Source organism: Nonomuraea maheshkhaliensis (assembly GCF_039529435.1).
Taxonomy (GTDB): domain Bacteria; phylum Actinomycetota; class Actinomycetes; order Streptosporangiales; family Streptosporangiaceae; genus Nonomuraea; species Nonomuraea maheshkhaliensis.
In genome coordinates this window covers 20545-32565 of record NZ_BAAAMU010000116.1, presented here as the reverse complement: position 1 = coordinate 32565, position 12021 = coordinate 20545, and the positions used below count along the sequence as shown (strand labels likewise).

General features: G+C 71.0%; 11 protein-coding genes. 3 read left to right on the top strand and 8 right to left on the bottom strand.

Features of this window, described 5'->3' with window-relative positions:
* Positions 1-536: 536 nt before the first annotated feature.
* A complete protein-coding gene (locus ABFX54_RS44905) occupies positions 537-1532 on the top strand; it encodes a hypothetical protein (protein ID WP_346113114.1) in 996 nt (331 codons plus the stop codon).
* 48 nt (positions 1533-1580) lie between these two features.
* On the opposite strand, the gene ABFX54_RS44900 is transcribed toward ABFX54_RS44905, so the two are convergent.
* The 3 genes from ABFX54_RS44900 to ABFX54_RS44890 all read right to left on the bottom strand — a co-directional run bounded on the left by ABFX54_RS44900 (position 1581) and on the right by ABFX54_RS44890 (position 4215).
* On the bottom strand, positions 1581-2654 hold the full coding sequence (locus ABFX54_RS44900) for a spore photoproduct lyase family protein (RefSeq protein ID WP_346113112.1): 1074 nt from the start codon (positions 2652-2654) through the stop codon (positions 1581-1583).
* An 18-nt stretch (positions 2655-2672) separates the two neighbouring features.
* A complete protein-coding gene (locus tag ABFX54_RS44895) occupies positions 2673-3440 on the bottom strand; it encodes a DNA-formamidopyrimidine glycosylase family protein (RefSeq protein WP_346113111.1) in 768 nt (255 codons plus the stop codon).
* A 76-nt stretch (positions 3441-3516) separates the two neighbouring features.
* Positions 3517-4215, bottom strand: a complete 699-nt coding sequence (locus tag ABFX54_RS44890) for a TetR/AcrR family transcriptional regulator (protein ID WP_346113109.1) — start codon at positions 4213-4215, stop codon at positions 3517-3519.
* A 102-nt stretch (positions 4216-4317) separates the two neighbouring features.
* On the opposite strand from ABFX54_RS44890, the gene ABFX54_RS44885 reads away from it, so the two are divergent.
* Together ABFX54_RS44885 and ilvD are read left to right on the top strand one after the other, a co-directional pair.
* Positions 4318-5538 carry a saccharopine dehydrogenase family protein gene (locus ABFX54_RS44885; protein WP_346113108.1) on the top strand — a complete coding sequence of 407 codons (1221 nt, stop codon included), beginning with the start codon at positions 4318-4320 and terminating at the stop codon, positions 5536-5538.
* 73 nt (positions 5539-5611) lie between these two features.
* Complete coding sequence (ilvD, locus tag ABFX54_RS44880) at positions 5612-7261, top strand: dihydroxy-acid dehydratase (RefSeq protein WP_346113106.1); 1650 nt, start codon at positions 5612-5614, stop codon at positions 7259-7261.
* Between the two features lie 212 nt (positions 7262-7473).
* On the opposite strand, the gene ABFX54_RS44875 is transcribed toward ilvD, so the two are convergent.
* The 5 genes from ABFX54_RS44875 to ABFX54_RS44855 form a co-directional block, all read right to left on the bottom strand.
* The gene (locus ABFX54_RS44875) at positions 7474-7881 is read right to left on the bottom strand and encodes a hypothetical protein (protein ID WP_346113105.1); all 408 of its coding nucleotides are present in this window, start codon (positions 7879-7881) and stop codon (positions 7474-7476) included.
* Between the two features lie 215 nt (positions 7882-8096).
* The gene (locus ABFX54_RS44870; RefSeq protein WP_346113104.1) at positions 8097-8990 is read right to left on the bottom strand and encodes a sigma-70 family RNA polymerase sigma factor; all 894 of its coding nucleotides are present in this window, start codon (positions 8988-8990) and stop codon (positions 8097-8099) included.
* Between the two features lie 9 nt (positions 8991-8999).
* The gene (locus tag ABFX54_RS44865) at positions 9000-9386 is read right to left on the bottom strand and encodes an STAS domain-containing protein (RefSeq protein WP_106249128.1); all 387 of its coding nucleotides are present in this window, start codon (positions 9384-9386) and stop codon (positions 9000-9002) included.
* A gap of 41 nt (positions 9387-9427) precedes the next feature.
* Positions 9428-10405 carry a phosphotriesterase family protein gene (locus ABFX54_RS44860; RefSeq protein ID WP_346113103.1) on the bottom strand — a complete coding sequence of 326 codons (978 nt, stop codon included), beginning with the start codon at positions 10403-10405 and terminating at the stop codon, positions 9428-9430.
* A gap of 89 nt (positions 10406-10494) precedes the next feature.
* Positions 10495-11940 (bottom strand): methionine--tRNA ligase, encoded by a 1446-nt coding sequence (locus ABFX54_RS44855; protein WP_346113102.1) that lies wholly within the window; start codon positions 11938-11940, stop codon positions 10495-10497.
* Positions 11941-12021 lie beyond the last annotated feature (81 nt).

Below are 12021 nucleotides of genomic sequence, written 5' to 3'. Positions count from 1 at the left end.
CGGCGACCAGCGAGGCGACGGCGGCGGACGGGGTCGTGGCGACGGCGGGCGAGCCCGCGGCGACAGCCCGCGCCGCCAGGACCGCCCGGCCCCGACCGGCGCCATGGCCGAAGCCCTGCGAAAGGCGGGCCTGGGCGGCGACAACCGCTGACAGCCACAGCCCAACACGGCACGCGCGTGCCCGCCGGCCATGCCACCGGGCACGCGCCACCCACCCAGCGCACCCGCCGACCCTCACCCCATCACGCCGGCCCGGCGAAGAAGTAACGGGCCCCGGCCCGCCGACATGCCGGCCATCCACCGGCCCCTCTGCCCAGGTCCGGTGGATGGGCGGCCTGCCTCGCTCAACCGTTCAGGTCGGCACAGAGCCGGCCGGATATGCGCAGACGAGCACGCATTGCCGGGAGTGCTGGCCCTTCCTTCGGAGGAGTGGGAGATCGGCGACGGGATGCGTGATCAACCGCAAGCCGGCTCCTGCCGGGTGAGGCTCTGTGCGTCCGCTGGGGGGCGGTGGAAATGGGCGGTACGGTGCAAGGGTGAGCACGACTGCGTTCGACACGGCGATCACTCAGGCCCGCGACCTGCTCAGGTGGCGCTCTCCCCTGCGCACCGAGCTCTGGGCGGCCAGGCTCATGGCCGAGTTGGAGGAGGCCGGGGAGGCGGAGGCGTTCGCGCGGCGAGCGGCGGAGGACGGTCGGCTGGAGGCGCGTCTCGCGGTGGCGGCGATGGCGGTGCTCGATCGTCCGGGCGAGGCTCCCGTCGAAGACAGCGGCGAGGGCGGCGGCGACGGTGGCGGCGGTGGCGGCGGCGAGCTGCCCGGGTGGGTGCGACGGATGGGGCGCGTGACCTGCGAGGGCGCCTGGTACGGCAAGGCCGACCCCTACGGTGAGCAGGTTCTAGCGGTCCTGGCCTTCCGTTACGAGAACGGCAAGGAGCCGCACATCCTGGTCACCGGCATCGACCAGCCCCACGGTGGCCTGGCCGTGGACGCGCTGGTGGAGGAGTTGAAGTTCCTCGACGATCTGGGCCTGCGGGAGGCGGAGCCGGGGGTGGTGGCGGGCCGGATCCTGGACGCGTTCGAGCTGGGTGATCGGCTCATGGGCGCGGAGGTGGCGGAGACGTTGCCGGCGATCCGGCCGCTGGCGGTGGCCCGCGCCCGGTCCGTGCCCGGCCTCGTACGGGGTGGCGCTCCCGACGGTGCCATGGCCGCGTTCCAGGACCTGCCGGATCTGCCGGGGGCCGAGGAGGCGTTCGGGAAGCTGACCGAGTTCGTCGGGGACCGGCCGCTGTGGTGGAGCCCGGGAAGGGTGCGGCAGTTCCTGACGTCGTGGCTGCCCAGGGAGGCGATCCTGTCGCAGGAGGCGATCGAGGCCATGCCGGAGGTCGTCAGAGCGTGGACCCGGCACTGCGGCGACCAGCCGGCCGTGCTGCGCCAGATCGACGAGGACGCACCCCGCCTGCCCGCCCTCATGGCCGACGACTCCTTGGCCGGCCTGGGCAAACGTCTCGCCCAGCAGAACCTCCCCGAATAGGCGTCCCTACGACCTCGGCACCCCGACGGCGTGACGTCGTCGTCGGTGTCAGAAGGCGTAGCGGATGCGGCAGTACGGGAGGCGGGTCCCCAGGAGGTCGGTGAGGGCGTCGACGTAACGTCCCTTGTGGCCGGTGCGGTAGCGGACGTTCCAGCCGCCCGTCTGCGAGCGTTTGGCCTGCTGCAGGTCCGGGCGCCACAGCACCTCCTCGGCCTTGGGGTGCCAGCCCAGGTTGACCTCGTGCAGCCGGTCGTTGTGGGTCAGGAAGATCACTTCGGCGGCCAGTTGTTCCCGGGCCTGCGGGCTCAGCCTGTCGTCGAGGTGGGTGAACAGGTCGGCCCACGACTCCAGCCAGCCGTCCCGTACGACCACGGGGCTGAAGTTGACATGCACCTCGTAACCGGCGGCGACGAAGTCGGAGATCGCGGCGATCCGGTCGGCGATCGGGGAGGTGCGGATGTCGAGCAGCTTGGAGTCGGCGGCGGGCATGAGGCTGAACCGGATCCGGGTGCGGCCGCGCGGGTCCCAGTCCAAGAGCTCCTGGTTGACGTATTTGGTGGCGAAGCTGGCCTTGGCCTCTGGCAGGTCGCGGAAGAGCTCCACGAGGTCGCGGACGTTGCGCGAGACGGTGGCGTCGAGGGAGCAGTCGGAGTTTTCGCCGATGTCGTAGACCCAGGCGTGCGGGTCGACCTGGTTGGGCTCGGTCTTGGGTCCCTGGCGGCCGGCGTGGCGGCGTAGGTAGCCGAGGATCTGCTCGATGTTGGCGAAGACCGTGATCGGGTTGCTGTAGCCCTTGCGCCTCGGCACGTAGCAGTAGGCGCAGGCCATCGCGCACCCGTTGGCGGTCGAGGGGGCGATGAAGTCGGCCGAGCGGCCGTTGGGCCGGGCCGTCAGCGACTTCTTGACCCCGAGCACGAGCGCCTCGGTCTTGATCCGCACCCAGCGGGCGACGTTGGTCTCGTCGCCGTACAGCTCGGGGATGCGGTGGTGGCTCTCGATCTCGACGCGTTCGGCGGCGGGGTATCGGGCCAGGATCTCCTGCCCGCGCGGCAGCTCGGCGGCGGCGGGCTCGACGTAGATGCGGCGGATGTCCAGGAGGTTGTTACGAGAAGTGAGGTTCATGTTACTCTTCGTCTCAGGCTACCTGCTCTGTTCGGCTGGGCACGCGTACGCGGTTCTGGAGGCCAGGGGCCAGGTCTCGATCGGGGTGCCGCAGCGCCGGCAGTGGTCGCGTTTGTAGACCCAGCGTTCGTCGGGCGCCGCCGGGTCGCTGATCACCTGACCGGCGTCGCGGCCCAGGGCGAGGTGTGTCACCGCCGTCTGCCACAGGCGCAGGGCCGCCGGTTCGTCCACGTCGCGCCGGCTCGGGTGCAGGCCGGTCAGGTAGAGCAGTTCGGCTCGCCAGGCGTTGCCGATGCCGGCCCACACGCTCTGGTCGAGCACGGCCGCCCCGACCGGCCCTTTGAACGCGGTCAGCCGCCGCACCGCCTCGCTGGAAGAGGCGTCCGCGCGCAGCGGATCGGGGCCGAGCGAGGCGCGCAGTGCCGCCACGGCCTCCGCGTCGAGGGGTTCGCAGCGGGAGGGGGCGATGAGGTCGTACGCCACCTCGTCCGTCGCCAGCCGCAGCCGGGTGCCGGCCCGGGGCGCGGTGGCCGGGTCGTCGTAGCGCAGGAAGATGCCGCGCATCCCCAGGTGGACGTGGATCGCCACCGCCGGGTCCGGGTCCGGGTACAGGTCTTCGAAGTGGTACAGGAGGTGTTTGCCCACGGCCTCCACGCCTGTCACCGTCCGTCCGTCGTAGGGGCGCGCGTCGAAGCGGCCCTGAGGGCCGGACGCGCGCACGACCCGTCCGGAGAGGTCGGCGTCCTGGGCGTCGGCGTAGCGGTGGATGAGGTGTCCTTCGGGCATACCTCGGGCCTACCCCGTGACCTGGGCGTCGGCGTGGGGGCGGTAAATAGGGCGTCCTTCCGGCATACCCGGGCACCTACCCCGTGAGCTGGGCGGACGCGCTGGCCAACAACATGTCGAGCGCCGTCGGGTACACGCTGTCGTTCATCGTCGCCACCAGCAGCGGCGCGGTGGCCGCGATGTTGGGGTGGGTGCTGGCGGGCAGGCGGGCGTACGTGTCGCGCCACACCTCCTCGTCGGCCTCCCGCGCCGCCTTCGGCAGGGCCAGGGTGGCCGCGTCGAGGATGGCGAAGGCCAGGCTCTGGTCGATGAAAGCGTGATAGATCCGGACCGCGTCCGCGTCACGAAAGCCGGCCCCGCGCACGATCCCGAGGATCGTCTCGTCCCCGGCCACCTCGTTCGGCCGGCCGGTGACCCGGCTGGCGGTCAGCACGGCGGCCTGCGGATGGGCCAGGTAGGCGTGGTGGATGCGCAGGCCTAGGTCGCGCAGGTCGGCACGCCAGTCGCCGGTGGCCCGCCAGTCCTCCATGGCCTGGCGGAACAGCTCGTCCGCGATGGCCAGGATCAGATCGTCCATGCCGCGGAAGTACCGGTAGACGGTGCTGGCGTCGGCGCCGAGCGCGAGGCCGAGCCGGCGGGCGCTCAGCCCGTCGGCGCCGTGCTCGCGCAACATCCGCAGCGCGGTCTCGACGATCAGCGCGTGCGTCAGCACCTGTCCCCGCTTGGTGGGACGGCGCCGCCGGCGGGCCGCCTCCGGCACCACTCGCTTGGCCACGAAGGTCCCCTCCTTATGCCAACACCATTGACGTTGAACAGCCTACGGCCGTTGGATGGTCAGCACACCCCGAAAAATCATCTCAAAAGGGGATTTATCGTCATGCGTATCCTCCTCGTAGGAGCCGGCGGCGTGGGAACCGCCATCACCCGGATCGCCGCCCGCCGCCCCTTCTTCGACCACATGGTGGTCGCCGACTACGACCTGCCCCGCGCCAAGGCCGCCGTGGCCGCGCTCGGCGACCGAGCAGCCAGGTTCACCGCGGCCAGGGTGGACGCCGCCGACGCGCGCGCCGTCACCGCGCTGCTGGCCGAGCACCGCTGCGACGTGCTGCTCAACGCCACCGACCCGCGTTTCGTGCTGCCGTTGTTCGAGGCGGCGCTGGCCGCAGGGGCCGACTACCTCGACATGGCCATGTCGATGTCCAGGCCGCACCCCGACCGCCCGTACGAGGAGGTGGGCGTCAAGCTCGGCGACGAGCAGTTCGCCCGCTCCGCCGACTGGGCCGAGCGGGACAGGCTGGCGCTGGTCGGCATGGGTGTGGAGCCCGGCCTGGCCGACGTCTTCGCCCGTTACGCCGCCGACAAGCTGTTCGACGAGATCGAGGAGATCGGCATCAGGGACGGCGCCAACCTGACCGTCGACGGCTACGATTTCGCCCCCTCCTTCTCCATCTGGACCACGATCGAGGAGTGCCTCAACCCGCCGCTCGTCTACGAGAAGGAGCGCGGCTGGTACACCACGGAGCCGTTCAGCGAGCCCGAGATCTTCGACTTCCCCGACGGGATCGGCCCCGTGGAGTGCGTGAACGTCGAACACGAGGAGGTCGTGCTGGTGCCGCGGTGGATCCCGGCCCAGCGGGTGACGTTCAAGTACGGCCTCGGCGAGGAGTTCATCGGCACGCTCAAGACCCTGCACGCGCTGGGCGTGGACCGCACCGAGCCGGTCGCCGTCATGACCGACCGCGGCGAGGCCCGGGTGTCACCGCGCGACGTGGTCGCCGCCGTGCTGCCCGACCCGGCCGCGCTCGGCGAGCGCATGCACGGCAAGACGTGCGCCGGCACCTGGGTGAAGGGCGTCAAGGACGGGCGGGCGCGCGAGGTGTACCTCTATCACGTGGTCGACAACGACTGGTCGATGCGCGAGTACGGCTCCCAGGCGGTGGTCTGGCAGACCGCGGTCAACCCGGTGATCGCGCTGGAGCTGATGGCGACGGGCGTCTGGAAGGGCGCGGGCGTGCTGGGGCCCGAGGCGTTCGAGCCGGAGCCGTACCTGGATCTGCTGGTCGAGTACGGCTCACCATGGGGCCTGCGCGAGCAGTGAGGGGGCCGGGGTCCACCGGTGAAAGCGGGCGCAGGATCATGGGAGGCAGCGAACCGAACATCGGAGGTTTCCCTTGAGCATCGCCGACGATCCCGACCGCGCACCGGCCCGATCCCACCTGTACGCCATGGGCCTGTCGGAGGAGGAGATGCGCCGGCCCGTGGTCGGCATCGCCTCCACCTGGACCGGCACGATGCCGTGCAACCTGAACCACCGGGACCTGGCCGTCCAGGTGGCCGAGGGCGTGCGCGCGGCGGGCGGGCTGCCCATGGAGTTCAACACGATCGCCGTCTCCGACAACCTCACCATGCACACCCCCGGCATGCGTGCCTCGCTGATCAGCCGCGAGGTCATCGCCGACTCCATCGAGCTGATGGGCCGCGCGCACGGCTTCGACGCGCTGGTGGCCATCGTCGGCTGCGACAAGACCGTACCGGCCGCGATCATGGCGCTGGCCAGGCTGGACGTGCCCTCGGTCATCCTCTACAGCGGCAGCATGCTGCCGGGCCGCTGGCGCGGAAAGGACGTCACCATCCAGGACATGTGGGAGGCGCTCGGCGAGCGCGAGGTCGGCCGGATGGACCAGGCCGATCTCGACGACCTGGCCAAGCACGCCTGCCCGGGTGCGGGCACCTGCGCCGCCCAGTACACCGCCAACACCATGGGCACCGTCGCCGACTTCCTCGGCCTGGCCCCGTTCGGGGTCGGCGACATCCCGGCCACCGTCCCCGACAAGGAGGCCGCCGCCCGCCGCGTCGGCGAGATCGCCATGCGCGCGCTGGCCGCCGACGCCCGCCCCTCCAAGGTGCTGACCGCCGACGCGCTGCACAACGCGATCGTGTCGGTGGCCGCCATGGGCGGCTCCACGAACGCCGTCCTGCACCTGCTGGCCATCGCCCGCGAGGCCGGGCTGCCGCTGGAGATCGACCGGATCGGCGAGGTCTGCCGCCAGATCCCGATCATCACCGGCCTCAAGCCCAGCGGCGGCGACGCCACCGCGCTGGACCTGTGGCGGGCCGGCGGCACCTCCCTGGTGGTCCGCCGCCTGCTGGAGGCGGGGCTGCTGCGCGAGAACGTCACCCTCGTCGACGGCCGCACCCTGGCCGACGTCGCCGCCGACGCCCGCGAGACCCCGGGTCAGACCGTGGTGGCGAGCGCCGAGCGGCCGTTCAAGCCGCGCGGCGCGCTGGCCATCCTGCGCGGCTCGCTGGCGCCCGGCGGCTGCGTGCTCAAGCTGGGCGGCAAGGACGACTTCCGTCACGAGGGCCCGGCCCGGGTCTTCGACTCCGAGGCCGACTGCTACACCGCCATCCAGCAGGGGCGGATCGTGGCCGGCGACGTCATCGTGGTCCGGTACGAGGGCCCGGCGGGCGGGCCCGGCATGCGCGAGATGTTGTCGATCACCGGCCCGCTCGTGGGACGCGGGCTCGGCACCTCGGTCGCATTGGTCACCGACGGCCGCTTCAGCGGGGTCTCGCACGGGCTGGTCATCGGGCACGTGGCGCCCGAGGCGTACCACGGCGGGCCGATCGCGCTGGTCCGCGACGGCGACACGGTCGTGATCGACAGTGCCGCCGGCACGCTGGACCTGCTCGTCCCCGAGGAGGAACTGGCCGCGCGGCGCGCCACCTGGCAGCGTCCCGAGCGGCCGGTCGAGCGCGGCGTGCTGACCAAGTACGTGGCCAGTGTCGCCTCGGCCTCCGACGGCGCCGTCACGGCCTGAGGCCCTGGACCGAACACGGGGTACGGGCGGCTATGCTGCGCAATGACGTATGCCGCCCTCACCCTTGAAGGAGACTTCCGCGATGTACAAGGAGTTCGCTGTCGAGGCCGTGATGTGGGTCGTCCCGGTCGTGGTGCTGATCGGGGTAGCGCTCCTCGTCACCGCGTGAGCCCTTGGGGGCCCGGCCGGCGCCGGCCGGCCCCCACACTCTCTCAGCGGTAGTAGCGGTAGGCCACGCTGGTCCTGGCGTAGCGGTTGAAGCTGGCCCAGCCGTCCAGGTAGTTGTTCCACCTCTGCGTCAGCGCCCTCGTACGGACGGTGCAGGCGGCGTAGCGGACCTTGCGCGGCTTGATGGTGCCGACGTAGTCGTAGCAACTGCCGACCGACCTGCCGTTGACGCTCAGCCGGGCGTTGAGCTTGACGCGGTAGAGGTACGTGCGGGAGATGTTCGTGATCCGGACGTTGATCCGGCAGGTGTCCTTGCATCTGCCGAAATAGACCTTGGTGCGGATCAGCTGACGTGCCGCCGTCGTGGCGGTCCCCGCCGCCGAGACGGACACCGGTGTGAACGACGCAGCGGTCGTGGATGCGGTGGTGGACGCGCCGGCGGGTGTGGCCATGAGCGATGTCGCGGCAGCGGCCGCTAAGGCCGCGCCGGCGAGGCGCTGAAACATTGTGCCCCCAGAGTTGAAACGGCCGCTTCCCCCTCTTGGCAGCGACCCGTGTCCCTTCGACTACTATCAGGCGCTCAAGTAAAATAGTGCACGACGTGCAATATTCGATATAGAACGGTTATCCGCTTATATCGGCTTTATGCGCACAAGCACCCGCTGTCTCAGGAGGCCCACGCCAGCAGCGGACCCCCTTCCCTGAGCCGCCGCAACGCCTGTTTCTCCAGCTGACGAACCCGCTCCCTGGTCAGGCCGAGCTGCTCGGCGATCTGGGTGCAGCTCTGGGCCTCCCGCCCGGCCAGGCCGTACCGGCAGCTGATCACGAACGCCTCGCGCGGCGGCAGCGTCGTGACCAGCGCGCGCAGCTCCGAGCCGAGCGCGCGGCGCTCGGTGAGCTCCTGCACCTGCGGGCCCTCCTCGTCGGCGATCATGTCGCCGATCCTGCTGTCGCCGTGCTCCCCCACGGGAAGGTCGAGGCTGACGGTCTCCTGGCCGAGCCGGCGCAACGCCGCCACCTGGGCCGGCGACCGCTCGGCCGCCGCGCCCAGCTCCGCCTCGGTCGGCTCGCGGCCCAGCTCGGCGGCCAGCCGCCGCTCGACCCTGGCCAGCCGCGACAGCTCCTCCGCCACGTGGATGGGCAGCCGCACCGTACGGCTCCTGTCGTGGATGCCGCGCTCGATCGCCTGGCGGATCCACCACATCCCGTACGTGGAGAACTTGTATCCCCGCGTGTAGTCGAACTTCTCCACGGCCCTGATGAGGCCGAGGTTCCCCTCCTGGATGACGTCCGGCAACGGCAGCCCCCGGTAGGAGTAGCGCCTGGCGGCGGCCACGACCAGCCGGAGGTTGGACCTGATCAGCAGGTCCTTGGCGCGCCGCCCGTCACGTGCGACGCGGTGGAGTTCCGGCGTGCCCTCACCACGCCCGATCAGATGGCCCGCGTACAGGCCTGCCTCGATCCGCCGGGCGAGGTCGACTTCGTCCGCGGCGGAGAGCAAGGGGATTTTGCCGATCTGCTCCAGGTACATGCCGAGCAGGTCGGGCTCGTCGGCCGACATGCCCGGGCACTACCCGGTAAACGGCGGCGGATTCCCCTCTTCGTTGAGTTCGGCGATGGCCAGCTCGGCCGTGGAGCGGATGTCGAAGAACTTGTCCAGCGCGGTGATCGCGAACAGGTGCTTGCACCTGCCGTTGAGCCCCGACAGCAGCAGCCGGCCGCCCGAGGCGGTGACGGCCTTGTGCAGATAGACCAGGACGGAAAGGCCCGATGAGTCGCAGACGGCCACCGCCTGCATGTCGATGACCAGCATCGGGGGCTGGGTGAGATCGAGCGCCTTGGTGACGCGATCGCGAACCTCGGCCGCCGACCCGAAGTCGAAGTCCCCCGTCAGCCGCGCGATGACGCAAGGTCCCTGGAGTCCGAGGCTTATCGACAAGGCCTGCTCCGAAGTCACCCAGCTCCACCTACCCGCGTTGCTTTCCCGATCCAACCACTTTACGAGAAGTAGCGCTTCGGGTTGAACACCAGCATCTGCTCGATCTGGCCATCGGTCACACCCGAGTCCAGCAGTGCGGCCAAAACGTCGTCGTGAATGTGATCGTAGCGCCAGTTCGGCGCGAGCGTGCTGCGGGTCTCCTCCCAGTCACCGCCGAAGTAGTCCATGAAGCAGGCCGCGTCATGGCTGAGGACCATGCGGTCGGCGTAGCCGCGCCCGCACAGCGCGGCGATGGTGGCCACGCGCTGCGCCGTCGGGTTGTAGACGTCGAGGCCGAACCGGTCCATGCCGAGGATCGCGCCGGTGTCGGCCAGGCGCATGAGGTAGTCGAGGTCGTTGCTGTCACCCGCGTGCCCGACGACCACTTTGCTCAGGTCGACGCCCTCCTTGGCGAACAGGTCGAGCGCGAGGAGCCCGGTGCGCTCGGTGGAGTTGGTGTGCACGGTGATGGGCGCGCCCGTACGCACGTGGGCCTGCGCGACGGAGCGGCAGATGCGCTCGACGCCGGGCGTCAGCCCCTGTGCGTCCACGGCGCACTTGAGGAAGGCCGCCTTGACGCCCGTGTCCGCGATGCCCTCGGTCAGGTCGCGGACGAAGTCGTCGATCATCGGGTCGGGGCGGTCGATGATCAGGCCGGGGCCGCGGAAGGCGTAGGTGTGGGGCAGCTCCTCGAAGACGTAGATGCCGGTGGCCACGATGAAGTTGAGGCCGGGCACCTGCTCGGAGACGCGCAGGATGCGCGGGATGTGCCGGCCGAGCCCCCACACCGTCGGGTCGACGATCGTGCGCACGCCCTTGGCGGCCACCGCGCGCAGCTTGGTGACGGCGTCGGCGACCCGCTGCTCCTCGTCCCACCAGGCGCCTCTGCCGTAGTTCTCCAGGTGCTCGGTGGCCGTCACGAAGACGTGTTCGTGCATCAGCGTCTGCCCGAGCTCGCCGACGTCGACGGGGCCGCGAAGAGTCTCGACCATGGACATGCGCGCCTCCATACCGGCTGGTCGGTGTGCGCCAAACTAAGCTCCCACCGACCCGCCGTCAACAGCCAAGCCGCCCGGCTCCGCCGATGTCAGCCCGCCGTACGGTGCCCCGCCGGGCGGGCGTGGCGGGGGAAGAGCGGGTCGGGGCGCGTCAGCCGGTCGGCGCCGACCGCCGCCAGCACGCGCGCCGCCGCACCCGGCAGGAACGGCTCCAGCTGTACGGCCAGTTCCCGGCACGTCCGCACCAGCGTGCCCAGCGACGTCTCCCGCTCCCGCCCGGACTGCTGCCAGGGCCTGGTCAGCTCGACGTACTTGTTGGCCTCCTCGACGAGCGTCCACACGGCGAGCGCCGCCCGGCGGAAGTCGAAGCCGGCCAGCGCCTCGTCCACCGCGCCGTCCACCCGTGCGAGCGGCTCCCCTTCGTCGGGTACGTGCCCGTCCAGGAAACGGACGACCATGGCGGCGACCCGGCTGACCAGGTTGCCCAGGCCGTTGGGCAGGTCCTCATCGGCCCTGGTGACCAGGCGGGTCTCGGTGAAGTCGGCGTCGCCCACGCGCGGCACCTCGCGCAGCAGCCACCACCGCACGGCGTCCGTCCCGTACGCCGCCACGAGAGCGGCCGGATCGGCGGCGTTCCCCGACGACTTGCTGATCTTGCGGCCGTCGGCCGTGAGGTAGTCGTGCACGAAGATCGCCGTGGGCAGCGGCCGCCCGGCGGACAGCAGCATGGCCGGCCAGTACACCGCGTGGAACCGGATCACCCCCTTGCCCACGAGATGCACCTTGCTCGGCTCACGCACCCACCACCGCTCGTAGTCGCCACCGTCGGGCGAGGTGCCACCGTCCAGCGCGGTGATGTAGTTGGCCAGTGCGTCCCACCACACGTACACCACCTGGGCCGGATCGCCGGGCACCGGGATCCCCCACCCCCTGGCCCGGACGGCGGAGCGGGAGACGCTGATGTCGTCGAGTCCGGCCGCGACGAAGGCCAGCACCTCGTTGCGACGCGCGGCGGGCTCGATCCGCAGCCGCCCGTCGCTGATGAGGGCGTGCAGCTCGTCCTGGTAGCGGGAGAGACGGAAGAACCAGTTCTGCTCGGAGACGCGCTGCAGCGGCGCCTCGTGCCCGTCGGGACAGGGCCCTTCGGGATAGAACTGCTCGCAGCCCACGCAGTAGAGCCCCTCGTAATGGCGCTGGTAGAGGTCGTGCGCGGTCTCCCGCCAGATGCGCTCGACGCCGTCGCGGTGACCCGGATGCGTGCTGGTCCTGATGAAGGAGTCGAACGACAGGGCGAGCGGCCCGCGCAGGCCCTCGAACGCGGCGGCGTTCCTGTCGACCAGCTCGCGCACCGGCACGCCCGCCGCCTCCGCGGCCAGCACGTTCTTCAGCGAGTTGTCGTCGGTGCCGGTCTGGAACCGGACGGGTTCGCCCCGCCGCCGGTGGTGCCTGGCCAGCACGTCGGCCTGGACGAGTTCGAGCGCGTGGCCGAGGTGCGGCCGGGCGTTGACGTAGGGGATGGTCGTCGTGATGTACATCGGATGCCTCCCGAGGGGCCCCGGACACGACGAGAGGCCCCGGCTAGCAGGGCCTCAACGTGGACGTGGCGGTGGGACCCC

Bases quoted from the DNA above. Each gene is read 5' to 3' on its own strand.
- ABFX54_RS44855 (WP_346113102.1), bottom strand. From the start codon at position 11,940: ATGTACATCACGACGACCATCCCCTACGTCAACGCCCGGCCGCACCTC.
- ABFX54_RS44870 (WP_346113104.1), bottom strand. From the start codon at position 8,990: ATGTCGGCCGACGAGCCCGACCTGCTCGGCATGTACCTGGAGCAGATC.
- ABFX54_RS44885 (WP_346113108.1), top strand. From the start codon at position 4,318: ATGCGTATCCTCCTCGTAGGAGCCGGCGGCGTGGGAACCGCCATCACC.
- ABFX54_RS44900 (WP_346113112.1), bottom strand. From the start codon at position 2,654: ATGAACCTCACTTCTCGTAACAACCTCCTGGACATCCGCCGCATCTAC.
- ABFX54_RS44875 (WP_346113105.1), bottom strand. From the start codon at position 7,881: ATGGCCACACCCGCCGGCGCGTCCACCACCGCATCCACGACCGCTGCG.
- ABFX54_RS44860 (WP_346113103.1), bottom strand. From the start codon at position 10,405: ATGTCCATGGTCGAGACTCTTCGCGGCCCCGTCGACGTCGGCGAGCTC.
- ABFX54_RS44895 (WP_346113111.1), bottom strand. From the start codon at position 3,440: ATGCCCGAAGGACACCTCATCCACCGCTACGCCGACGCCCAGGACGCC.